At 30.1% G+C, this 25,754-nt stretch carries 20 protein-coding genes; 9 read left to right on the forward strand and 11 right to left on the reverse strand.

What is annotated here, in order from left to right; translation table 11 throughout:
* Nucleotides 1–13: 13 nt before the first annotated feature.
* Nucleotides 14–2,212: a heavy metal translocating P-type ATPase gene (locus C661_RS0114520; RefSeq protein WP_017416069.1), complete on the forward strand. Its 2,199-nt coding sequence runs from the start codon at nucleotides 14–16 to the stop codon at nucleotides 2,210–2,212.
* A 29-nt stretch (nucleotides 2,213–2,241) separates the two neighbouring features.
* On the opposite strand, the gene C661_RS0114525 is transcribed toward C661_RS0114520, so the two are convergent.
* Complete coding sequence (locus tag C661_RS0114525) at nucleotides 2,242–3,009, reverse strand: YdcF family protein (RefSeq protein ID WP_017416070.1); 768 nt, start codon at nucleotides 3,007–3,009, stop codon at nucleotides 2,242–2,244.
* A gap of 135 nt (nucleotides 3,010–3,144) precedes the next feature.
* Here C661_RS0114525 and C661_RS0114530 point away from each other — a divergent pair, with 135 nt between their 5' ends.
* The 3 genes from C661_RS0114530 to thiI all read left to right on the forward strand — a co-directional run bounded on the left by C661_RS0114530 (nucleotide 3,145) and on the right by thiI (nucleotide 5,879).
* Complete coding sequence (locus C661_RS0114530) at nucleotides 3,145–3,453, forward strand: HNH endonuclease (protein ID WP_017416071.1); 309 nt, start codon at nucleotides 3,145–3,147, stop codon at nucleotides 3,451–3,453.
* Nucleotides 3,454–3,600: 147 nt separating this feature from the next.
* Nucleotides 3,601–4,740 (forward strand): cysteine desulfurase family protein, encoded by a 1,140-nt coding sequence (locus C661_RS0114535; RefSeq protein ID WP_017416072.1) that lies wholly within the window; start codon nucleotides 3,601–3,603, stop codon nucleotides 4,738–4,740.
* On the forward strand, nucleotides 4,737–5,879 hold the full coding sequence (gene thiI, locus C661_RS0114540; RefSeq protein WP_017416073.1) for a tRNA uracil 4-sulfurtransferase ThiI: 1,143 nt from the start codon (nucleotides 4,737–4,739) through the stop codon (nucleotides 5,877–5,879). The genes C661_RS0114535 and thiI overlap by 4 nt, the downstream gene beginning before the upstream one ends.
* An 87-nt stretch (nucleotides 5,880–5,966) precedes the next feature.
* Here the strand turns inward: thiI and C661_RS0114545 are convergent, their stop codons facing one another.
* The 3 genes from C661_RS0114545 to C661_RS22835 all read right to left on the reverse strand — a co-directional run bounded on the left by C661_RS0114545 (nucleotide 5,967) and on the right by C661_RS22835 (nucleotide 9,005).
* Complete coding sequence (locus tag C661_RS0114545) at nucleotides 5,967–6,881, reverse strand: DMT family transporter (protein WP_017416074.1); 915 nt, start codon at nucleotides 6,879–6,881, stop codon at nucleotides 5,967–5,969.
* A 225-nt stretch (nucleotides 6,882–7,106) separates the two neighbouring features.
* Nucleotides 7,107–7,565: a CBS domain-containing protein gene (locus C661_RS0114550; RefSeq protein ID WP_017416075.1), complete on the reverse strand. Its 459-nt coding sequence runs from the start codon at nucleotides 7,563–7,565 to the stop codon at nucleotides 7,107–7,109.
* A 174-nt stretch (nucleotides 7,566–7,739) separates the two neighbouring features.
* The gene (locus C661_RS22835; protein WP_017416076.1) at nucleotides 7,740–9,005 is read right to left on the reverse strand and encodes a patatin-like phospholipase family protein; all 1,266 of its coding nucleotides are present in this window, start codon (nucleotides 9,003–9,005) and stop codon (nucleotides 7,740–7,742) included.
* A gap of 179 nt (nucleotides 9,006–9,184) precedes the next feature.
* Between C661_RS22835 and C661_RS0114560 the strand changes: the two genes are divergently transcribed.
* Both C661_RS0114560 and C661_RS0114565 read left to right on the forward strand, forming a co-directional pair.
* On the forward strand, nucleotides 9,185–9,634 hold the full coding sequence (locus tag C661_RS0114560) for a hypothetical protein (RefSeq protein WP_017416077.1): 450 nt from the start codon (nucleotides 9,185–9,187) through the stop codon (nucleotides 9,632–9,634).
* 472 nt (nucleotides 9,635–10,106) lie between these two features.
* Nucleotides 10,107–11,468 (forward strand): TIGR00366 family protein, encoded by a 1,362-nt coding sequence (locus C661_RS0114565; protein WP_017416078.1) that lies wholly within the window; start codon nucleotides 10,107–10,109, stop codon nucleotides 11,466–11,468.
* Between the two features lie 99 nt (nucleotides 11,469–11,567).
* Here the strand turns inward: C661_RS0114565 and nhaC (C661_RS0114570) are convergent, their stop codons facing one another.
* Together nhaC (C661_RS0114570) and nhaC (C661_RS0114575) are read right to left on the reverse strand one after the other, a co-directional pair.
* Nucleotides 11,568–12,977, reverse strand: coding sequence for a Na+/H+ antiporter NhaC (gene nhaC, locus C661_RS0114570; protein ID WP_017416079.1), 1,410 nt, complete (start codon nucleotides 12,975–12,977; stop codon nucleotides 11,568–11,570).
* Nucleotides 12,978–13,350: 373 nt separating this feature from the next.
* On the reverse strand, nucleotides 13,351–14,790 hold the full coding sequence (gene nhaC / locus C661_RS0114575) for a Na+/H+ antiporter NhaC (protein WP_017416080.1): 1,440 nt from the start codon (nucleotides 14,788–14,790) through the stop codon (nucleotides 13,351–13,353).
* 533 nt (nucleotides 14,791–15,323) lie between these two features.
* Between nhaC (C661_RS0114575) and C661_RS22050 the strand changes: the two genes are divergently transcribed.
* Entirely contained in the window at nucleotides 15,324–15,998 is a 675-nt protein-coding gene (locus C661_RS22050) for a TIGR01906 family membrane protein (RefSeq protein WP_017416081.1), read from the forward strand.
* A 227-nt stretch (nucleotides 15,999–16,225) separates the two neighbouring features.
* Nucleotides 16,226–17,767, forward strand: coding sequence for a murein biosynthesis integral membrane protein MurJ (murJ, locus tag C661_RS0114585; protein ID WP_017416082.1), 1,542 nt, complete (start codon nucleotides 16,226–16,228; stop codon nucleotides 17,765–17,767).
* 49 nt (nucleotides 17,768–17,816) lie between these two features.
* Here murJ and C661_RS0114590 read toward each other — a convergent pair whose 3' ends face one another.
* From C661_RS0114590 to C661_RS0114610, 5 genes are all read right to left on the reverse strand, one after another.
* Nucleotides 17,817–18,992, reverse strand: coding sequence for a SpoIIE family protein phosphatase (locus C661_RS0114590; RefSeq protein ID WP_017416083.1), 1,176 nt, complete (start codon nucleotides 18,990–18,992; stop codon nucleotides 17,817–17,819).
* Nucleotides 18,989–20,695 carry a [Fe-Fe] hydrogenase large subunit C-terminal domain-containing protein gene (locus C661_RS0114595; protein ID WP_017416084.1) on the reverse strand — a complete coding sequence of 569 codons (1,707 nt, stop codon included), beginning with the start codon at nucleotides 20,693–20,695 and terminating at the stop codon, nucleotides 18,989–18,991. The genes C661_RS0114590 and C661_RS0114595 overlap by 4 nt, the downstream gene beginning before the upstream one ends.
* Complete coding sequence (locus C661_RS0114600) at nucleotides 20,695–20,940, reverse strand: (2Fe-2S) ferredoxin domain-containing protein (protein WP_017416085.1); 246 nt, start codon at nucleotides 20,938–20,940, stop codon at nucleotides 20,695–20,697. Before C661_RS0114600 ends, C661_RS0114595 begins: the two co-directional genes overlap by 1 nt.
* Before the next feature lie 149 nt (nucleotides 20,941–21,089).
* Nucleotides 21,090–22,877 carry an ABC transporter ATP-binding protein gene (locus C661_RS0114605; RefSeq protein ID WP_017416086.1) on the reverse strand — a complete coding sequence of 596 codons (1,788 nt, stop codon included), beginning with the start codon at nucleotides 22,875–22,877 and terminating at the stop codon, nucleotides 21,090–21,092.
* Nucleotides 22,878–24,617: an ABC transporter ATP-binding protein gene (locus tag C661_RS0114610; protein WP_017416087.1), complete on the reverse strand. Its 1,740-nt coding sequence runs from the start codon at nucleotides 24,615–24,617 to the stop codon at nucleotides 22,878–22,880.
* A gap of 462 nt (nucleotides 24,618–25,079) precedes the next feature.
* On the opposite strand from C661_RS0114610, the gene yfcE reads away from it, so the two are divergent.
* Entirely contained in the window at nucleotides 25,080–25,622 is a 543-nt protein-coding gene (gene yfcE, locus C661_RS0114620; RefSeq protein WP_017416088.1) for a phosphodiesterase, read from the forward strand.
* Nucleotides 25,623–25,754 lie beyond the last annotated feature (132 nt).

A 25,754-nucleotide genomic window follows, 5' to 3' on the forward strand; every position in this document is an offset into this window, starting at 1 on the left:
AGGAGGAAATTTTATGAGTAAGAGTCTAAGAAAACTTTATGAACTCTCTGGTTTAGATTCAGAAAGTTTTAGTATTAAAATAGAAAATGAAATAGGTAAATTGCCTTATGTAAAAAGTGTATTAGTTAACTCTCTTACATCTAGGGCAATAGTTGAGCATGATAGTGAAATTCATAAGGAAAAAGTTTTCAAGGACATTTGCGCTATTATCAATACTTTGAACATAGATATAATACTTAAGGAAATAGAACGAAATGATGATATAGATGAACATCCTTTAGATTCAAATGAGGCTATTACACAGGAGGAAATTCACGTAAGTGAAAATCAATATTTAAAGGCAAACCACAAAAATAAATTTGCTAAACTAAAGGTTTTTATATTTTTTGTTGGTTTGGTAATAGCATTTATGGGAACTCTGATAAATAATGCAATAGGAACAGTTCTACTCATCATTACATATTTAATCGTCAGTAGTGATGTTTTATTAAAGACTATTAAAAATACTATTAAGCGAAAATTTTTTAATGAGGAATTCTTAATAGCTTTTGTATCTATTGCATTACTTTTAGTTGGGAGATTTTCAGAAGCAGTATTAGTTATATTATTTTATGAAGGAGTAACATTTCTAAAAGAGCTTATTTTAAATAAATCAAAAAAACAAATCAATGAATTAATGAATATCAAACAAGATTCTGTAAGTATAAGAGGTATTAATGGAGAAATTGTATTTGTCAAAGTAGAGGAAATAAAAACCAATGATATTGTAATTGTTAGGCCTGGTGAGAAAATTCCTGTTGATGGTATTGTTTATAAGGGCACATCTCTCATTGATAATTCCATAATAAATGATGAAGTCAATATAATTAAAGTGAAGGAGAGAGATGAGGTAATCTCTGGAACCACTAACCAAACTGAACTAATAGAAATTAGAGCTACAAAAAAGTTTAAACAATCTACAGCATACAAGATTATTGATATTATTGAGAATGTAACTTTCAATAATACTTTTACGGAAGAATTTATAACTAAATTTATTAAAGTTTTTATCCTTATTATAATTTTTAGTGCAATATTATTAGGTATTCTAGCTCCAATTTTAACAGAAGGTTCAATTAATCAGTGGACATATAGGGCATTGATATTTTTAAGTCTCTCATTTCCATGGGCATTGATAGTTTCCATTCCTTTAATTTTCACAGGTGGTATTGAAACTACATTTAAAAATGGCATTATAATTAAGTCAAGAAATTACTTAGAGTCAATAAAGAAAACAAATACCGTAGTTTTTGATAAAGCAGGAACTCTTACTGATGGATACTACCATGTGAGGAAGATTGTGCCTAAAGGTTACATTGCTGAGGATATGCTGTTAGAATATGCCGCTTATGCGGAACTATACTCTAATCACCCAATAGCAAAATCCATAATAAAAGCTTTTAAGGAATTAAGTAGCAGCAAGGTAATTGATAAATCAAGAATTAAATCCTTTGAAGAAATACCCGGAAAAGGGGTTAAAATTTATTTTGGTGATAGATACATTTATGCTGGTAATCACAAATTAATGGAGGAGTATGATATCAGCTATGAAAAACCTAGTGAAGTTGGAACAATAATATATATTGCAATAAATCAGAATTTTGTTGGATATTTAGTAATATCTGATAAAATTAAAGAAACTTCGCCTAAGGCTATTGACGATTTAAAAAAAGTTGGTATTAAACGAATAATTATGATTACAGGTGACAATAAAAAAACTTCCGATTACGTTGGAGAAATTCTGAAAATTGATGAGGTGTATTCTGAATTATCTATACAAGAAAAAGTTGCTTTAATGGAAAATTTGGAAAATGGTAAGGCTGATAGGGGAGAAATTGTATTTGTTAGTGATGGAATTGTAAGTGATTTATCCGTAGAAAAAAATTATACAGCAGTTGGACTAGATGGATTTAAGTCTGATTTAGCTAAAGACACATATGATATATTAATTATGACTGATAATCCTCTTAAAATAGCAACTGCTATAAAAATATCCAAAAAAGTTCAAAACATTGCATCTCAAAACATAATTTTAGCAATAGCTATGAAAATCATGATACTAACATTTGTGGCTTTAGGACTGGCTTCAATGTGGATGGCAGTATTAGTAGAAATAATTGTTACTGTAATCTCTATATTTAATAGTTTTAGAGTTAAAAAATTTAAAGAATAACTTTTTAAAAAGAGGGATAACCCCTCTTTTTATCTTTTTAACATTATGGTTTTTACTGAAGCAAAAGCCTCTCTTACATAAAAATTAGGTGCACTTATTAATTTACTAGATGCAGGATATCTATAAATTTTAAATCCAACTTTTTCTCCAATATATTTAGCTCTAAACATATGAAAATTATTAGTGACTACAGCTATGTTTATTGGATTACTAATTTTGTGATCTCTATCTAATATTTCTTTGGTAAAAAGAAAGTTTTCATAAGTTGTGGTTGATTTATCTTCCATGATTATTAGATTATCAGGCACTTCATTAGATAATAGGAATTTTTTCATAGCAAGAGCTTCAGTTATATTTTCTCCTGGTCCTTGACCACCACTAACTACTATTTTAATATTTGGATATTTTTTATGCAGCTTAATGCTAGACTCAAGTCTAAGACGTAGAGAAGCAGAAAGCTTATCACCATTTAGCCCAGCGCCTAGAACTAAGATATAGTCAGGCTTATAATCATCTTTAACACATCCGTTGTAAACTATTAGCACTTCCAGAGCCAAAAACAAGAATATACCCATAACCATTGAAAAATTGATTATTTTTTTTAATAATGGGGGAAGATAACTTAATAAATCAATGCTGTAATAATTTAATAAAAAGACTACTATTAATGTACAACCTAATACTAGCCAAAATTCAGCAAAGGCCATTGACCAAAGTGATAATTTAAGAACGATAAAATAGAGAATTGATATAATACCTACTAGTAAAAATAATTTGTGAAACTTAAAGAAATACAAACAATCACCCCTGAATAATTTTATTATTAGTATATCATTACCTAGTAATTTTTTCCACAGGGTTTAAATTTAAAAGTTTTGTGCTATAATGTTGAAAGTAATGAATTTTATCTTTTTAAATGAGAGGTGAATTTATTGAGTACAGAGTGTTTAACAACTTGTGAACTGTGTAAAAGAAGAGGAGTTAACCTCACTGAGCATCATCTTACCCCCAGGGAGGCTGGTGGTAGAAATTTACCAACTGCATTACTTTGTACCACCTGTCATAAACAAATACATGCACTATTTACTAATAGGGATTTAGCACTTAATTTAAATACTTTGGAGAAGCTAGAAAGTAACGATAAAATTAAGCGATATTTAAGCTGGGTAGAGAGGCAACCTCCTAGTGCAGAATTTACTATAAAAAAGTCTAGACATGTTAGAAAGAAAAATCGTAGATAAATATAGATATACCGATGAAAACTCATCGGTATTTTTGCTTGTAACGGTAGTTGAGTATTTTTAAAAAATTTGGACAAATTAAGAATAATAAAAGAAGTATTTATTATTTAAAATTTATGGTATAATGTTCCTTTGTGAGGTGATAAAATGGAAGTTTATTTTGATAACAGTGCTACAACAAGACCTTATGAAGAAGTTATCGAGGAAGTAGCAAATACAATGAGATTATTTTATGCAAATCCATCCTCTGCTCACTCTTTAGGTTTTAAAGCAGAGCAAAAACTCAGAAAAAGTAGAGAGTGCCTTAGCAAAACAATAAAAGCTCAAACTGATGAGATAATATTTACTTCAGGTGGAAGTGAAGGAAATAACTTTTTAATTAGAGGTTTTTGTAAACCAGGTAATCATGTTATAACTTCAAATATTGAGCATTCTAGTGTAAGAAATACATTCAAAGACCTGGAGAATCAAGGAGTAAGAGTTACATATATTGGACTAAAATCAGATGGTAAAATAGATTTAGAGCAACTACTTAGTGCTATAGAAAAAGATACTGTTCTAGTGAGTATTATGCATGTTAATAATGAAGTTGGTGTAATTCAAGATATTGAAAATATCGGAGCAGCAATAAAAGGAAAATCCTCAAGAGTTAAATTTCATGTTGATGCTGTACAAAGTTATGGAAAAATCCCTATAGATGTTAATAAGTGTCATATAGACTTAATGAGCACAAGTGCTCATAAGCTACACGGTCCAAGGGGTATTGGATTTTGTTACATCAAAAGAGGACTTGTTCCTACCATTTTAATAACTGGTGGTGGGCAGGAACATAACTTTAGATCGGGTACAGAAAATCTTCCTGCTATTGTTGGATTTTGCACTGCATCAGAAATCATGCATAGAAATTTGGAAAAAAATTATGCTACTGTTTTTGAATTGAAAAATTATTTCATAGAAAAATTAAAAGTTATAGATGACATAAAAATAAATAGTAGTGATTCTAACTATTATATGCCGCACATATTAAATGTAAGCTTTCTTGGTGTTAGAGGAGAAGTACTACTACATGCACTTGAAGAACATAATGTATATGTGTCAACAGGCTCTGCCTGTTCTTCTAAAGCTGCTAAAACCTCAGAAGTTTTGAATGCCTTTGGTCTTACTTTAAAGGAACAGCAAGGAGCTATTAGATTTAGTTTTTGTGAGACTAATACAAAAGAAGAAATTGATTATGTAATTGAAAAGCTTAATTTAGTCTTGTCATTTTTAAGGAGGATAAGAAGATGAGAGAATTACTACTTATAAAATATGCCCCTGAAATATTTTTAAAGGGGTTAAATAGAGGAAAATTTGAGAGAAAACTGAAAGATAATATTAAATTTGTTTTAAAAGATATAGAATATGAGTTTGTAGAAGATAGTGGAAGATGGTTTATAGAGTCTTCAAACCTTCCAGAAGTAATAGGCCGAGTTAAAAATATTTTTGGTGTTATGGAAGTTTGTATAGTCCATGAAATTGAAAACTCTATGGATGCAATTGGAGATGAAGCATTAAGAGTTTTAAAGGAAACTGGAGCAAAAACCTTTAAAGTTGAAACAAATAGAGCAAATAAGCAATTCCCATTAAATTCAATGGAAGTATCTAGGGAAATCGGTGCTTATATTTTAAAAAGATTAGATAGTGTATCAGTAAATGTGAAAAACCCAGAATTTCTTGTGCATATAGAAATAAGAAATAAAAGTTATGTAATAGCCAAAAAAATTAAAGCAGTTGGTGGTCTTCCTTATGGAATGAATGGATCAACAATGTTAATGTTATCAGGAGGGATTGATTCACCCGTAGCTGGTTACCTTATGGCCAGAAGAGGAGTAGAGCTTAATGCGGTCTACTATCATTCACCACCATATACAAGCGAAAGAGCTAAAGAAAAAGTCAAGATGTTAGCTGATATTTTAAAAGGCTATACTGGAAACTACAACCTTTATATAGTACCTTTTACAGATATTCAACTTCAAATTATTGAGAAGTGTAGAGAAGACGAATTAACTATAATAATGAGAAGGTTTATGATGAGAATAGCTTGTAAATTAGCAGAGAAATTTAATGTTAACTCAGTTACCACTGGTGAAAGTGTAGGTCAGGTGGCTTCTCAAACCATGGAAGCTTTAGTAGTGAGTGATGATTGTAGCGATAGACCTGTTTTTAGGCCTTTAGTTGCTATGGACAAAGTAGATATTATGGATATTTCTAGGGATATAAACACCTATGAAACTTCTATTTTGCCTTATGAGGATTGTTGTACTATATTTGTTCCAAAGCATCCAAAAACTAAGCCAAGACTTAGTGAAATAGTGAAATCTGAATCAGTTCTGGATATTGATAAGCTGGTGGATGAGGCTATAGAAAAAATGGAAGTATATAGATAGATACTGAAATACTTAGATTTAGAAAAAAATAAACTTTATAAGAGTTAACATTATGTTTTACTCTTATAAAGTTTATTTTTATATGATTTATATCACATTTTCCTTAACTTCATCTTCACTTTTATTTTTCCTAAGAAATTCAAGTTTTGTTTCAGTAGTAACAATTGCTATAAATATTAGGACACATCCTAATACCATAGCCAAAGTAAATATTTCTTTAAAGAATAAAACAGAAAATACTGCACCAAAAAATGATTCGAGAGAAAGAATAATTGCAGCATGGGTTGAAGTTGTATATTTCTGTGCTATATTCTGAATTAAAAAGGCTAGGGTAGTACTAAAAATTGCAAGATATAATATAGAACCCATGGCTCTTAAATTCATACCTATAGGAATAGGTTCGAAAAAAAGTGCAACTAGTAAAGAGAGCACTGCTGCGATTCCTAGTTGGACCACTGTAAGGATTAATGGATCATCCATTTCTACATATTTCCCAATTGCTAAGATTTGTCCTGCAAATGCGAAAGCACATATTAGAGTCAACGAATCACCATAGCCTAATGAAAATCCTCCTTGTAAAGTCAATAATGATATACCTACTAAACAAATTAGCGCACCAATTAAAGAATAATTATCTGGTCTTCTTTTCATTATTACCCATTGCAAAAATGGAACTAATACTACATACACAGCAGTTAAAAATGCACTTTTCCCAGCTGAAGTATAATTTATCCCTACAGTTTGAAAAGCAAACCCTAGAAATAGAAAAACACCTATTATTGTACCATTCTTAAATTGAGTCTTATTTATTCTTTTCACTCTTTTATAAAATACTAAATACATAAGTATAGTTGATATACCAAATCTTAAAGCCATTTGATAAAATGGTGTAACTACATTTAAGGAATCCTTAACAGCAATAAAACCTCCACCCCAAATAATAGCAACTAAAAGCAAGCTAATATCCGCAAATAGGCTATTTTTTTTAAAAAGCTTCTCCAATACAAGTCCCCCTTCTTGTAAATATTTAAAAATTCATCATACTAAATATTATAATAGAATTATTAATTTGTGTAAATTAAAAACACTATAATTTTACAAATGAAAACACCACAAATATATAAATCTATGGTGTTTAAAACTTAATATAAAATTTTGCGTGGATTTATTAACTCAAAAGTTGTTACGGCTAGGCTGATTTGATATTTCTAAGTATTTGGCTAATATTTAATTTGCAATTTGAGCTAATTCTTCTAGTTCATGTAGCTTTGAGTAATTGTCATCATTAAACATTTTATTGTAGCAATAAGAGATAATATCAGATCTTTTTATGATACCAATAAAAGTATTTGAATCATCAACTACAGGAACAAAGTTCTGGGATTTCGCCGCTAATATTAAACTTTCAATGTCAGAGTTTATTGAAACTGCTTTATTACATACATGCCTTGGAATCTCTTTAATAAGAATTTTTTCAGTATCCTTAAGACTAAAATCAGGAGTATTTTTAAGCTTCCAGAGAATATCACCTTCAGTTAAGGTACCAACATATCTTCCACGATCATCTAATAAAGGTATAGAAGTATATCTATGATATTCCATTCTCTCCATTGCTCTACGCATAGTTGAGCTCACCTTTTCAAAGACTACTTCACTTTTAGGAGTAAGAAAAAAGGCAACATTCATATATAATCATCCTCCGATTAAATTTTATGTTTTTACAATAAAGTAAATCCTAATGATTCTTTATTGCAAACAAGTACTTATTAAACTAATACATATCTATTATACCATGTATTTTGCTAAAATTAAGAAGATAATTTTAACAAAATAGCAAGTTTATAAAAAGGTAACATTATGTTAATAATTTTTAGTATTCATTCTATATTTAATTAGCACTAAAAATAAGTTACCAATTAAATATTTTGGAGATAGTAAACCTAATACTTTTCTCATATTAGTAATTTTTTTCATGCTCCTTAAAGCATGAAAGTCCAAAGTTACTAAATCAATATATTTTTTAATTACAAAAGTTTCTTTAAAAATATCTTTATCAGAATGCATGTCTAAAGCTTTTTCTATTACTAAATTAAGTAATTCCTCATAAGTATAAATTTTGCATCTTTCAATATTAAGAAGTTCTGCTGTGATTTCAAGTGCAGTTAAAATAGAGGTGTTTCCATCTGGAATCTTTCTAGTGGACTTTGATAATAATCTAATCACTCTCATTATTAAAATTTTATCTTTTTTTAAATTTTTATAGTCAATAAAATCTAATATAAACTCCATTTCACTTTCTGATAAAGGAGCTAAAAGTGATGTTAATGCTATTTTTTCATCGTGGAAGTAATAGGAATTACCCTTAATTTTTTCAAACCTCCGTAAAGTGTCTAAGTAACCTAATTTAATACTACGAAGTATTGTGTCACAATTAAAAGTAAATATTGGACCAAGTTCTTCAGAACATTCTATTTCTATAATATTTTTTGTATTCTTAGGAAACTTCTTAACATTACCTGGTCCATGAATATTTACAGTTATTATTGTAGAAATATCTTTGTTTAATAGCATATCTGCGGGGATATTATTGTAAACTCCACCATCAATAAATTTTTCACCATCTATTTCTACCTGTTTAAAACCGGGAAAGCAACAGCTTGCTAATAAGTAGTCTATAAGTTTTCCATCAGGAATATGTTCTTTAAATACTTCTACTGGTTTAAGGCTTGATGTAGAATAAGTAACTAATCCGAAATCTACATTTGAGTTTCTAATCTTTTTTTCATCTATGCACTCTTTTAATAGTTGATGAAATGGTTCAAAATTTATTCCGTTTCCACTTACCATTTCCTTTACTAATGAGGGAACATAGCTAATAGATAGTTTTAAATCACTATTATTACTATCCTTAGCAAAGCTAAAGCATTTATAAATATCTAATCCTAACCAAATTTTTTTTATTGTCTCCAAGTCACTTTGTATAAAAAGAGCTCCATTTACTGCTCCAATAGAGGTTCCTACAATAACTGAAATATTAATACATAATTCCTTTAAAGCCTCCCATACCCCTACTTCATAAGCCCCCCTAGTTCCTCCACCTCCTAGCACTAAACCATACTTATCCATATAATCCTCCTTATTTAATTAGTCTTACTATATATTACTCAAATGTAAACTAAATGTTGCTTTATATATTAATTCTAAGCAATATCACATATTTTTAATCTACTTACTTTTTTTGTTGACTATAGCAAATTTAAACTATATACTTTATTAATAGTAAAGTTTACAGGAGGTATTTAATCATGGAATTTAAGGCAGAAGCAAGCTTAGTGGAAGCTATTTCTTCAGATAATATAAATGGTGTTAGGGAAGCTTTAATAGAATACATAATCAGATATTCAGGAAATACTCAAGAAATTATGTATGCAGTAACTTACGCTAAAGAGCTAATAGATGGAATATTTGAAGAACATAATGAAAACCCCTTTCAAGATATTTCTCATTGGAATAAAGAATACTTTTTCAATGAAGTAGATGAACTTCGTAATAATTTTTCAGAAATAAGATTTCAGCATCTTTGCTTAGTTGGAGCACATCTCATTCCTAAGGATGATAATAAGGACACAATAATAATTAATAATACTGAGCCAGTAACTGATATGGAGATTCAAGTTGAAAAACTTAAAACTGGAGTAGCTCTTGGTATTGGGTTACTAGTGGGGTTCCTAATTGGAAGAAAACGTAATAGATAGCAGTAGCCATAGTCTCATTACTCATCATATGAAATTAATATAATTATATAAACCTTATACAATTATAAAATGTCCTTTACAAAAGGTGATCATTATTAATTGTATAAGGTTTTTTGAATATATACTGTAGATTTCATCTTATCTTATTTATTACAAGGTATTTTAAGAAAATAGAAGTGGTTTCATTTACGAATTAAGTCTTGGTTTAGTTACTTCAAATATATATAAACTTAATTGAAAATATTAAAAATATTAATTATTTTATCTTAGTAAGATTTTAACTTTATACGAAATATTATGATTTTTAATGGAGTTATTTGAATTACTAAGATAATCTAAGTATATCACTTAATACAGTATTATAATCCTGTTTATTATATTGATTCTATTAACTGTATCTGTGTTATAATTATATTAGCTAACATAATTTAGCAATTAAATAAAATAAAGTAAAAAATCAAGGGGGGATACTATGTTTAAAAAGTTTACCAATTGGTGCGTTAAGATTATGCAAAAATATTTACCTGATCCGTTTATTTTTGCCGCAATTTTAACATTTCTTGTATTCATTCTAGGACTTCTTTTAACTGGTCAAGGTCCAGTAGCAATGGTAAAACATTGGGGAAGTGGAGTATGGTCACTACTCGGATTTTCAATGCAAATGGCACTAGTCCTTGTTTTAGGTCATGCATTAGCTAATGCACCATCTTTCAAAAAAATTCTTGTAGCACTAGCTAAAAAACCCAAGTCACCAGCTTCAGCTATTATTTTAGTTTCTGTTGTTTCTCTTATTGCTTGCTGGATTAACTGGGGATTCGGATTAGTCATTGGAGCAATTTTTGCTAAAGAAATAGCAAAAATAAGAAAAGATGTAGATTACAGATTATTAATCGCATCGGCTTATTCAGGTTTCTTAATTTGGCATTCTGGATTATCAGGTTCAATTCCATTAACTATATCTTCTGGTGGCGAAGCAGTTAAAAAAGCTACTGCTGGAATTATTACTTCTCCAATACCAACTTCACAGACTATATTTAGTCTTGTAAATTTAGGAATTGTAATAGTATTGTTGATAACGTTACCATTAGTCAACAAAGCAATGATGCCTTCAAAGGAAAGTACAGTTGTAATAGATCCAAAACTTTTAGAAGAGTCTTTACAAGTAGCTACTTTAGAACCTAAGATTTTAACACCAGCTGATAGGTTAGAGAATAGCAGAATAATATCCTTGCTATTATCAGCTATTGGCCTAGGATATGTAGTATATTATTTCTCTACTTCAGGATTTAACTTAACATTAGATATTGTTAATACAATCTTCCTATTTGTTGGAATAATTCTATATAAAACTCCTCGAAGATATGTAGATGCAATTACTGATGCCGCTAAAAGCTCTGCTGGTATATTACTACAATTTCCATTCTATGGTGGTATCATGGGTATGATGACTGGTGCTAGTGTTGCTGGTGTATCTTTAGCTGCGGTAGTATCAAATGCCTTTGTTTCTATTTCAAATGAGATAACTTTCCCATTATTTACTTTCCTAAGTGCTGGGATTGTTAACTTTTTTGTTCCATCTGGTGGTGGACAATGGGCTGTTCAAGCTCCAATTATGATGCCAGCTGGTCATGCCTTAGGAGTTGATCCAGCAATTACAGCAATGGCCATCGCTTGGGGTGATGCGTGGACAAATATGATTCAACCTTTCTGGGCTTTACCAGCCTTAGGTATTGCTGGACTTGGTGCAAAGGATATAATGGGTTTTTGCTTAATTGATTTATTATACTCTGGAGTAATAATTTGTTTAGGCTTTGTTCTGGCAGGTATCATTTAATTCAAATCAATTACATTATTTCAATAAAAAGATAAAAGAGTTCAAAATCGAACTCTTTTATCTTTTTATTTTTATTTTAAAGAAGTTAATATCAGCTCATTAAGCTTTTACTGTAGCAGAAGTTGTTGTTGGTTTTTCTAGCTTTTCCATGGTAATTCCTGTGTATCCATATAAAATAGATACTACTGGATTTATTAGATTAAGAAAGCAGAAGGGAAGATATGCAATTGTAGCTACTCCGAGAGTTGTGCTCATAAATGCACCACAAGTATTCCATGGAACTAGAGCAGAGGTTAATGTTCCAGAATCTTCAAGACATCTTGATAAGTTTTTAGGTGCCAAACCTCTTCGAGCAAATTCATCTTTATACATTCTACCTGGAATAACTATAGATAGGTACTGATCACCAGCAAGAATATTGCAGGCTATACAAGATACTATTGTTACTAACACTAAAGATCCAGTGCTTACAGCAAATTTTAAAAGTTTTTCTGCGATTAATTGTAGGAAACCAGCCTTTTCCATTACTCCACCAAAGGTCATAGCACAGATGATAAGTGATACAGTGCTCATCATACTTTGAAGACCACCACGATTTAATAGTTCATCAACCATTTTAACTCCACTATCACCTACGTATCCACTATTTAAAGCTGAAAGTATTCCACCAAAATCAGTTTTTTGTACTAGCATTGCAAGGATTGCTCCAAGTATAACGCCAATGAGTAATCCGGGAATTGCAGGAAATTTTTTTACAACTAATATTATTACTACCACAGGAGGTAATAATAAAATTGGGTTAATTACAAAGGACTTTTGCAAACCATCAAAAATTACTTGTAACTCAGATGAGTTAATTGCTTTTCCTGAATATCCAAATCCAATTACTGCAAATATAATTAGAGAAATAATTAGGCTTGGTCCAGTAGTGTATATCATATGTTTTACATGATCGAATAGGGTGGCACCCGCCATAGCCGGTGCTAGATTAGTAGTATCTGATAATGGCGACATTTTATCACCAAAATATGCTCCTGAAATTATAGCACCAGCAATCATTTCTTTTGGAATGCCAAGACCTATACCAACTCCTAGAAGAGCTATACCAACTGTACCAGCTGTGGTCCAAGAGCTACCTGTAGCTAAAGAAACAATGGCACAAATTATGCAGGTTGCAACAAGGAAAATACCAGGTGATAGAATTTTAAGTCCATAGTAAATCATTGTCGGTACTGTACCACTTAATATCCACGAGCCAATAACCATACCTATTATCATGAGTATAAGAATTGCTTGCATTGACATTTGAATAGTATTAATTATACCTTCTTCTAAATCAGACCATTTATATCCAATTTTCATTGCCATTAAAACAGCAATAACACTAGCTAATACTAGTGGAATATGTGGACTAGCATCATAAATCATAATTCCAATGGAAAGTATAGTTATAAGTGCGAAGATTGGTATTAATGCCTCCCAGAGTTTTGGTTTGCGAAGTTCTTTCATAAATAAATACGCCCCCTTAATAATTAATGAATAAATTGTTAATACAAGTTTACAGTATTTTGAAGGTAATAGCAATAATATTCTGAATAATTAAATAATTAACAAGAGCTTTTCTGCGTTTTTCATAATAAAACAATATATTAGCAAAATAAAAGGAGAATCAACATAATTCGCCATAATTTTAATGATACAAATTGATTAATAAATTGTAAACATGTTAACTTGAGCTTTGCTAGGTTATTATTTTAACAATATTGTTTTTACTTGAAATCCAACATATTTCGGAACTAAAAAAAGAAAGAAGTTTAAGCAACTTCTCTCTTTTTAGTTAGATTATAAATTTGTAGTTATTAACCATTTACTTAAGGAGTATTTATTTGTTTATTTGGTTATTTGCTAAATTAAATGATTCTAAATTTACTTCTAAACTTTCAGAGCTATTAATTGATTCTATAGAAAATCCAGTATATCCATAAACTATTGAAATGATTGGGTTTAGTAAATTTAAAAAGCAAAATGGCAAATATGCTAATGTGGGTACCCCAAGTGTTGTGCTAATAAATGCCCCACAAGTATTCCATGGAATTAAAACAGAAGTCAATGTACCAGAATCTTCAAGAGCTCTTGAAAGGTTTTTAGCTGAGAGTCCTCTGCTTTTGTATTCATTTTTATACATTCTTCCAGTAATTACAATAGATAAGTATTGCTCAGCAGCTAAAATATTGACTACAATGCATGAAATGATAGTTAAAAATACTAAAGAACCTGTACTAACTGCAAACTTCAACATTTTTTCAGAAATAACTTCTAAAAACTTTGCCTTTTCTAAAATCCCACCAAAAATCATAGCACATATAATTAGTGAAACAGTAGACATCATGCTTTGCATCCCACCGCGATTTATAAGGTCATCAACAACTTTCACACCGCTTTCTCCTACATAACCTTGGTTTAAAGTAGAGAGCAATTCACCAAAAGTCACGTGTTGAATTGTTATTGCAATTATTCCAGCAGCAAATATTCCTATAATCAGTCCTGGTATAGCAGGAACTTTTTTCACTACTAATATGATAACTATCAAAGGAGGTAATAGAAGAATAGGACTGATAACAAATGAATTTTCTATACCACCTATAATTGAATTAATTTGAGATGTATCTAATGCTTGACCACTATACTTTAATCCAAGCAATCCATAAATAATTAATGTAATCACTAAACTAGGTACTGTAGTATAAAACATATGCCTAATATGTTCAAAAAGTGTTGTTCCTGCCATTGCTGGTGCTAGGTTCGTTGTGTCAGACAAGGGTGACATCTTATCACCAAAGTATGCCCCTGAAATAATAGCACCTGCTATCAATGGCGCTGGAATATTTAACCCTACACCAACTCCAAGCAGAGCGATACCAACAGTACCAACGGTAGTCCATGAACTTCCAGTAGCTAGAGCAACAATAGAGCTAATTATGCATGTAGCAAGTAAGAATATACTTGGCGAAAGAATTCTAAGTCCATAGTAAATCATTGTTGGTACTGTACCACTTAAAATCCAAGATCCTATAACCATACCTATAATCATAAGGATAATAATTGATTGCATGGACATTTGAATAGCATCAATAAATCCTCTTTCGAGCTCATCCCAAGAGAATCCAATACTTAAGGCCATAATTGCAGCTATACATGAGGCTATAACTAAAGGAATATGTGGAGTAGCATCATAAACTATGATTCCAACTGATAAAGAAATAATAAGTGCAATTATAGGAATTAATGCTTCCCATAACTTAGGTTTTCGTATTTTTTTCATGATAATGCCTCCCATATAATAAACTTAATATTTAAAATTTAAAATTGCATAAAAACATAAATATAAAATAACTTTATATAGATCAACTAAAGTGCTTGACCTATAAATATATAACAAAAGTATTCAACAGCAAATTATTTTGCATAATTATATACATTTATAAGTTATATATATACATATAGTGACTTTCCTTTAAAACTAGAATAGCTATTATAACGTAGCAATACTAACACTTATATCTATATGCATAAACTTTTTATATGCATTTTATTAATTTAAACTGCATAAAAATAACTACCTATATAGATATAATACTTTTTAATACATTAGTCAATAGCTTTTAAAAATTATAAAATTTTTAGCAGTAGTATTGATTACTAGTAGGCAATTTTTATAGGTTAACTAACAAATTATTTTTATAGATTAAATTCAACTATTGAATATACGGGATTATAAAAGTAAAATTATAATAGTTAAAATATTAATCTGAAAGATAATAAAAAAAAGCACTCAGCAGGGGGTTGAACAATATTATGAATAGAAAATTTAAAAATTTACTTATAATTTTATTGAGCATCATAACTATTTATTGTATACTGATGACTTCTACATTAATAGTAACTAAATCAAAGATAATTTATTATTTCGACATTGATTATTTAAATATTACCCAAAGTTCTTTGCTCTCTAAAGAAGAAATAAAAAAGAATTATGATTATACCATTGAATACCTTTTTAACAGGGATATAATTGAGTTTAAACCACCTACGCTTCCATCATCCACAGATGGGTCACAACACTTCTTAGATGTTAGAAATTTATTTAATCTTGGAAAAGGAATACTACTTATAGGGTTAATTACAGGATGTGTTATACTATATATATTGCGTGGTGAAAAGTTTGTATATAAGTTTTTGAAGTATAGCGGCATAACTTTAGTGTGCATACCAGTATTTTCACTTGCGTTTATAAATGTAGATTTTACTAGCGCATTTACGTTGTTTCATGAGTTAATGTTTAAAAATGATAAATGGTTATTAGATCCGGCTACAGATCCAATAATTAATATGATGCCTGAGGAATTTTTTGCTCACTGTGGGGTAGCTATTATAATAATTTCTGCTGTATTTGGTATTTTGCTACTTGTTGCCTACAAATGGTTTCATGGTAAAAATAATAAAAATGATTATAAAGGCTTTATAAAATAAGCTTTTATCAAAAAAATTTCTAAAAAGGTTTTTGAACTATAATTTGGTTGAAATATACCCAAATTATATTAATGTAAATTACTTTAATATTAAATCTTTTCTTCTACATTTTATAGGCTTTGTAGAAGAAAACTAAAAAGCCTAATCAACAAAAGTAGGTTATCACTTAATTTAAATACTAACTTTAGTTGGATTTGCACAAATATATTTTCATAAAGGAGACTAATATGCCAAATAAACGATTAGCAAAGGCAGCTAGTATAATTATGATAATGACTCTAGTAAATAAGGCTGTAGGCTTTTTAAGAGATTCATTAGTTGCTAGTACCTTTGGAACTACATATCAAACTGATGCCTATAATATGGCAATGCAAATATGTGATGTTTTGTTTATTATGATTGCACTTGCAATAAGCACTACATTTATACCTATACTTAGTGAAGTTAAAGCAAAAAAGGGTAAAGAAGAAATGTTTATTTTTGCAAATAACATAATCAATATACTTTTTTCCATATCAATAATTCTGATAGTTTTTAGTTATATTTTTGCCCCTCAAATCGTAAAAGTAATCGCACCTTTATTTAAAGGTGAAACTTATGTTTTAGCAGTTCAGTTGACAAAAATTAGTGTGGTAAGTTTAGTTTTTTTAATAATCAATGCTGCTTATACTGCAATTTTACAAACCTTAGATGATTTCTTAGGTCCAGCTATTGTAGGCATACTATTAAACTTACCAATAATTATCTATATTATATTCGGTGCGAAGGGGGGAGTAGTAGGACTTACTGTAGTGACCGTTATCGGTATGGCATTAAGAACCTTAGCACAAATACCTTTCTTAATAAAACATGGTTTTAAGTTTAAAATAATTTTTGACATTAAGGATAAAAGGGTAAGTAAAATGATTGCTCTAGTATTACCAGTATTAATTGGAGCAAGTGCAAATCAAATAAACAGGTTAGTTAATAATGCTCTTGGTTCAGGATTGCCTGCAGGAAGCATTGCAGCTCTCGGTTTTGGAGATAGAGTTTCTGACGTGTTTTACTCAACCTTTGCCGTTGCAATTGTTACAGTGGTTTTTCCAGTACTAGCAAGAAGTATTAATGAAGACAATATGAAAGAATTCAAAAAATACATTATTTCATCAATTAATAATATATTTTTAATAATGATTCCTTGTACCATTGGTATTTTAATATTAAGTGTTCCAATTATAACCATACTTTTTAAAAGAGGAGTTTTTGATGATAGGTCAGTTGCTATGACCTCAAGTGTATTAATTTTCTACGCTTTGGGATTACCTTTTTATAGTGTAAGAGATATATTTAATAGGGCACTTTATGCAATGCAAGATACCAAAACATCCACTTATAATGGATTAATATCAGTTGCTTTGAATATTATTTTAAATTTAATTTTAGTAAGATATATAGGTCTTATTGGACTTGCCTTATCCTCCTCAGTTGCAGCGGCTCTTTGCGCCTTACTATTATTTAGAAGCTTAGATAAGAAAATAGGTGGTGTTGATAAAAAAGCTATCTTAGTAACTGTTAGTAAAATTATATTAGCTTCTATCCTCATGGGGGTTGTTGTTAGTATTACCTACAACGCTACATATGAAATTTTAAGTGGTAATATTGGAATATTACTAGGGTTAGCAATCTCCGGGAGTGCTGGAGTGGTTGTGTATGCAGTTGCAATAAGCCTATTGAAAGTGGATGAATTCACAATTATTTATAACTCAATAAAGCGAAAATTTATTAGATAAAAGAAAGCAGTTAAAATTTACATTTTAACTGCTTTTTACAAAGTTGTAACTACAGGTAAGTTATCTCAACGATTTTTCCTAAAGCTTTTAAAATTTCAACTAATTCTTTAACAACCTTCATTTTTAGGTTGAAATCACTTGGAAACAATGGGTTTTGATGAGCTGGATTCACTGCTTGACCAACCCAAATGTGAATATGACTTCCATCTTCGATAATCATCTTACTTAATTTCGAAGCTCCATCCTGTCCATCAATAGGGGAGGGGAGTCTTTTTTGTTTTTTTTCATTTAAGTAGTTTAACAAAATATCTTTAGTTTTGTTTAAAGTTAATAATCCCTCAGTTACTAAATCAATTCCCTCCATATATCCCATAGGAGGAACTTCACTACTATAATTATCTAAATCTATAGTAATTGCCTTACCAAGAGCAGAAGAAACAATATTAGCTGTAGTACCTCCACACAATATTTTTTTTCCATTACATTTTTCTATAGCCTGAATCAATAATTTATCATCTGCTTTCCTTTTGGGAGGCCCAGTAAAAATGTCCATATATTCAGCTTTTTTTAATTTTACCGTAACCACTGTAGTATCATCTCCTGGTTTATCATCATATAAGTTTTTGCATACCTCGAGTAAATGTCTACAAATACTTTCTGAGGTTTTCTCTTTCATCACTAAGTTTTTTAAGAAATTATTGATATGTTCCCACTGCCAGCCTAAGTTTAATAATTGACCAACACCTGCGTGAACAGCACCATCACTTACTATGGTAAGCATATCACCTTGTCCCATTAAGAAACTAGTTTCATAAATAATCTTATTGTTAACTTCTCTTTCTTTCTTTAGGAGTTCACCTTCTCTAGCATTTTTAAAGAAAAATACTGGAGGATTATCATACTCAACCATGTAAACTTCACCATTATTTTTGATTTTTAAGATGGTGAAAGTAGAGTAGGCAAGTTTTCTTACTTGACATTCTGGTAAGGTATTAGCTATTGTGTCTATAGTTTCTTCAATAGTAGCGCCTTCTTTAAGCATGGTAATTGCTATTTTAGAAGTTAATGTTGCTAAAATATTAGCTTTTACTCCGCTTCCAAGACCATCTGACATTACAACTATCAGTCCATCTTCTGTGGTAACTATTTCTACATTGTCTCCACAGAGCTCTTCACCATATTTATTTAGGCTAAAGTTTGCTACATCTATATAATAATTCTTCATACTTCTTTTTCCTCTTGTAATACTTTTTTTAGCTTCATAAGAGCTACCTTGGTTTCTGCAGTGGTTTCTCCAAGAAGACTAGCAATTTCTTGAGCTACACGCATTTGCTTATCAATAATACTTTGAGTTACATCTAAAGCATTATGCTTTAATTGGGAAAGCTCAAGCTTCCTCTTTTCCTCCTCAGTAATGTCAGTATAAATAACAAGTAAACTCGAGTGTTTTTCCATATATATAATACTTCTATAAGCATGATAATTATACTCGCTATAGAATACCTTCTCTTTTATCATGCTTTGTTTTGTATTCGCCACCCACTGAAAATCAGGATCTTGAACTACACAGCTAATATGTTTATCTCTCAATTTTTCTTTAGTCATTGAAAATAGTTTTTCACCAATTGGATTTATTTCTTTAACAGTCAATGTCTTGTCCAAAAATAATATTACATTTGGTGAATGAGTAAATATTTCATTAGTGGTCCGCTCTGCCATACTTCTCATATAAGGAACACACATTTCTATTTGAGACATCCCCTGTGAAACAGCTATAGCTTTTTCATAACAAGTATTATAGCCACAAGCACCACAATTTAGCTCATCTTCCTTATCATATTTCCCCATTTTATTTAAAATTTGATTTATTTCTTCTTCTTTAGGAATATGCAAATCCATCATCTTATTTTTAAAAGTTCTACTTAGAGGAATACTAATTTTTGAGATATCTAAATATTTTTCATTGTTTAGTTTTTTTACTTGCCTTTGAATTCTTTGAATTCTAGTATAAACACTCTCATTAGAAGTTGAACCTCCAGGTCCTCCAAGACAGCTTTCATTACAGGCGCTTAATTCTACACAAACTTTATTTAAATTACCTCTTTTTACTTCCTCTAAAAGATTTTTGCAATTTTCGATACCGTGAACTCTAATAGAGTCTAAATTTTTAGCTTTGAGAGTAGGGGATATAGCTCGTAAAATTCCACCAACTACTGGATAACAATCACCCCTAGTAGTACCTGTAAAATCCATACTCCCATCTTCGCAGGAGTTATAATCTATACCTTCTATCTTTAGCCATTTTACAATTTCATCAAAAGTAAGTACCGCATCAACAACTCCTGTATTTTCCTCAGATAAAGCTTCACATTTTTTTGAGATACAAGGCCCAATAAATACTATATAGGGATCTTCATACCTTTCTCTAATGCTCATTGCATGCGCAATCATTGGGGACACTACGGGAATTACATTAGGAATTAGTTCGGGATAATATTTTTCAATAAGCATCATAACAGAAGGGCAGCAACTTGTTAGAAACTCTGTACTTTTACTATTGTTAATTATATTTTCATATTCTAACGACACTAATTCAGCACCTATAGAAACTTCTTCTACTGTAGAAAATCCTAATTTATAAAGAGCAGTTATAACCTTAGCAGAATACTGAAAAAACCCTCTAAAGGCAGGCGCAATTTGAGCAATAACTTTTTTCTTCTTCTTAAGAGCTATTTTCACATTCTCGATATCTGATAATACATCTCTTGCATTTTGAGGACAAACTACAAGACATTGACCACAAGCTACGCATCTATTCTCTATGATTTGAGCTTGATCATTCTTCACTTCAATTGCTTTCACATTACAAATCCTTACGCACTTATAGCAATTCTTACAATTAGCTGAAGAAAAATTCATTACCTGCATTATTCCACCTTCTTCTTTATATAAGTATTAAAAAACTCATCTACATAATTATAATCAACTCCAAAAGTTTCACTTTCATCTATTTCTACTGAAACAGCATTAGTGCAGTGTCCTAAGCAAAAAGCAGCTTTAAGTTCAACTTTATCTACTAAATTATTTAATTCTATTAATCTTTTTATGCGGCTTATAACTTTATGCGATCCTTTTACATAGCAAGCACTACCAACGCAAACCTTTACTATCATACCTAACCACCCCTTTATTTACCTATAAATAAATTATAGAACTTTGTGAAAGTTTCGTCAATTATATGTAGTATTAAATTATACACCTAAGTAAAATAGACTACAAAAGGATAGTCCCTTATGCAGTCCATTTACACTTATGATTTAGTTTAAGCTCCTTCATTTAAAAATCTATATTGGGCCATATAGAGATTATAATAAAATCCTTTTCTCCTAATTAATTCGTCATGAGTACCAGCCTCAATAATTGTTCCGTCATCAATTACCATTATTTTATCACAATCTCTTATTGTAGAAAGCCTATGAGCAATTACAAAAGAGGTTCTTCCATGTAACAGTTTATTAATGCCTTTTTGAACCAAAATTTCAGTGGCAGTATCGATATTTGATGTAGCTTCATCTAAAATTAAAATTCTAGGATTTGCAAGTAATGCTCTTGCAAAAGAGATAAGTTGACGTTGCCCAACAGATAGCCTAGAACCTCTTTCATTAACTTGAGTATCATAACCATCTTCTAGTTTCATAATAAAATCATGTGCATTTACCGCCTTAGCTGCTATTATGATTTCTTCATCAGTTGCATCTAATTTTCCGTATCGTATATTTTCCTTAATAGTGTCTGAGAATAAAAAGGTGTCCTGAAGCATAATCCCCATTTGACTTCTTAGGGAATTAAGGTTAACCTCCTTAACATTCTTGCCATCGATTAGCACTTCACCCTTGTTAGTATCATAGAACCTGCTTACTAAACTTGTTATAGTAGTTTTTCCTGCACCTGTAGGTCCAACTAAAGCTATAGTTTCTCCAGGTTTAACTTTAAAACTAACATTGTGAAGTACTGGGATATGTTTCTCATATCCAAAGGTAACGTTTTTAAATTCGACAGTACCTTTAATTAATGGCATTATTTCGTTAGCTTCTAATTCATTAATGTCTGGAACTATATCCATGATTTCAAAGATTCTTTCAGCAGCTGCAAAATTTGTTATTAAGGTATTATAAAAAGAAGCTATGTTTAAAATAGGTCTCCAAAACATCCCTGCATAAGAAGTAAATGCAGCAATAGTTCCTATCGTTACGTTTCCAGATTGAGAAAGTTTAGTTCCATACCAAAAGATTAGTATATAACTAACTCCCCAAAAAAAATCTATAATAGGCCATAGAAAATCATTGTATAATACAGCATTAACAAAGGAGTCCATTAAGTTATTTACGGCATTATTAAAATTCTTAGAACTTTCTTTTTCATAGGTAAAGTTTTGAATGATTCTAATCCCTGAAAACGACTCGTGGGTAAACCCATTTAAGTTAGAACGCTTTTGTCTGTAAACTTGCCATTTGGATCTAATAAAAACTTGTAATCCAAACAAGCTAATAAAAAGCAAGGGGAGAACAGTTATAGAAACAAGAGCAAGTGTTGCATTTAAATAGAACATTATTGCAGCAACAGAAATAATTGTTAGTATTTGCGGTATTAGAGTGGTAACCGCACTTGAGAATAATTCTGAAAGAGAGTTTACATCCCCAACAACCCTTGCTAGAATTTTACCTACAGGTCTATCATCAAAAAATGAGAAGGATAGCTTTTGTATATGAATATATAGTTCTTGTCTTATATTTAATAGAATTTTATTTGTTATTTTGTTCATTTGTAATATAGATGCTCTATTAGAATACATACTTATTATATTTAAACATAATAATACACCACTAATAATCAGCATACCACTTACATTTTTTGATTTGATAAAATTATCAATAGCAATTCTTAGAATCATTGGACTAAGCAAACCGCTAATCATAATAATTATCATTAGTATTAAGATTAAGGTAATTTTTATTTTGAAAGGCTTCAAATAATCCAACAGCCTCAAAAATATTTCTTTGTTTTTTAGTGAGATAACCTTCTCATCTTGTTTTACAGTATTCTTTGCCAATTATGACACCTCCTCATCTCCAAGTGATAAAAAGTCTTTAAACTGAGTTCTATATATATCATAATATTTTCCTTGTTTCTCAAGCAAAGTATTATGATTACCTATTTCTACAATTCGGCCATCTTCCATATATATAATAACATCAGCATTTTTAACTGCAGAAATTCTATGAGCAATTATGAAGGTAGTAACTTTTTTATCACTGTGATATAAATTATTTAGTAGTTCGTATTCTGTTTCCATATCTAGAGCAGAAGTTGAATCATCTAGTATTAAGATTGAACAATCCCGAATTAGCGCTCTAGCAATACACAACCTTTGTTTTTGCCCCCCTGAAAGCCCAACACCTCTTTCGCCAATTAAAGTATCATAACCTTCTTCAAGTTCGTTAATAAACTCACTAGCACAAGCAGTAGCACAAGCTTTTTTTATTTCTTCTAAAGTTGCATCTGGCCTACCATATCTAATGTTGTTTTCAATAGTATCTGAGAATAAAAATGAGTCTTGTGGAACAATAGATACTGATCTTCTAAGGGTATTTAAATCAATGTGTTTTATATCAACTCCATCAACTTTTAATGTACCTTTAAAAATATCGTAGTTTCTGTTTAGAAGGCTAATTAATGAGGATTTACCAGAGCCTGTAGTACCCATAATGGCAACAGTACTACCTGCCTTAATATCTAAGTCAACATTCTTAAGCACTGGTTTTTCCTTATATCTAAAAAATACATCTTCAAAGGTAATTTCCCCTTGAATTTCACTAATTTTAGAAGGATTAGCACTATTTTTAACACTTGGCTTAACTTGAAGAATTTTTTCAATTTTTTTAGCAGAAGCGCTACTTTGAGATAGTAAACTTATGAGCCAACCAAGCATTCTCATTGGCCATATCAATAACCATAAATAATTAATAAATGCAAGAAGTGTACCCACAGTCATTGATCCTTTAATAACTAAAATTCCTCCAAAGCAAGTAACAAGAACAATGGATACGTTGCCTAAAAACTCTTCAATAGGGTAGAATTTTCCCCATACTTTAGCACGTTCCATGTTTAAATCAAAATTTTTATTATTAAACTTTAAAAATTTTAGGATTTCATGTTTTTCTCTTGCAAAAGCTTTAACTAGCTTAACTCCTGCAATATTTTCCTGAGCTGTGGTATTAAGTTTCGCAGTATGATCACTAATTTTTTCGAAAACATTATCTAGTTGTTTTTCAAGTTTAATTGTTACTAATGCAATTACAGGCATTGTTATAAGTGCTACAATAGTTAAAAGTAAATTAATTCGTATCAATAAAAATGATGCTAAAACAAAGTAAACTATATTTTCTATAAATAGTCTAAGTCCAAAACCAAGTACCATCCAAATATTATCTACGTCTTCTCCGACTCTGGACATTAGTTCACCAGTGTTCATATCATCGAAGTAGGAGAAGGAGAGACCCTGAATGTGATCGAAGATAGTTTGCTTTAACTCCCTAGCAACTTTAGATGCAAGAAAGTCAAACAAAAACTCTTTAAGGTAACCAAATATAAATTTAGTTACAGTAATACCTACTATTCCTAAAAGTATAGTAGATAATAGCTGATATTTACCATTCATAATAATATCGTCAGTAAAAACTTTAATTAGATAAGGATTAATTAATTCTGCAGCTATAACAATAATCATGGATATGGTACCCAAAAACGTTAATAGTTTATGATTTTTAGTGTAGCTTAAAATTCTTTTCATTTTATCCGCCCCCTTAGTGCAATAATTTTGCTACAATAAAAAGCCATAATCCAATAACCACATGGTTTAGGATTATGGCTTCGCTGACATATACATAAAAAGTCCTAGGGAATACCCTAGGACTAGACATGCAAAATAACAGTTCTCTTAAAAACCTAAATTTTGAGGTAGGGTAAAGCATTTTAAATTATTAAGTTGTACTTGTGTATTTCTAAAACTTATATTTAACATTTTCCTACCTCCTTTTTGAATTCTTTAATAAATTTTCCATAATTATATTATACCTACCTTTGGCAAAACATGTCAACAATTATTTTCAAACTATTGAGTATATTTTAATGTTTCTATTATAATAAGATTAAAAGACTAAAATATAACCAGAGAGTTATAACTTATAAGTAAACACCTAAAGTTATAGATTCTTATACTTAAATTAAATTTAATTATAATTGGAGGAAAGTTATGAAGTTATTTTTTTTATCTGATATTCATGGTTCTTACAAGTATGCTAAACAGGGGATTAAGGCTTTCGAAGATGAGAAAGCAGACTTTTTCATTATCTTAGGAGACATCCTATATCACGGCCCTCGAAATCCCTTACCAGAAGACTATAATCCCCAAAAGGTTATCACGCTACTTAATGATTTTAAAGAAAGTATTATTAGCGTTAGGGGAAATTGTGATAGTGAAGTAGATTCAATGGTTTTAAATTTCCCTATTATGTCAGATTACAGCATTCTGCTACACAATAACAGAAGAATTTTTGCTACACATGGTCATTTATACAATGAAAATAATATGCCGAAGTTATCAAAAAATGATGTTTTAATTCATGGACATACTCATATTCCATCAGGAAAATTTGTAGATGATATTTACATATTAAATCCTGGGTCTATAACTCTTCCAAAAGAAGGACACCCAAATACTTATGGAATTATTGATGGAAATAAGTTTTATGTTAAAACTCTTGATGGCAAAATTTACTTGGAAATGAACTTATAATTATCTTATAATAAAAATAGAATGTCTAAAGTTAGACATTCTATTTTTATTATATTATTGAAAAGTCAGTATTATATAAGTTGCAATATTGCTTTTACATTGTAAGATAAATTTAGGCAACTTATAAAAGGA

The organism is Clostridium tunisiense TJ, from assembly GCF_000300195.1.
GTDB lineage: Bacteria > Bacillota > Clostridia > Clostridiales > Clostridiaceae > Clostridium_J > Clostridium_J tunisiense.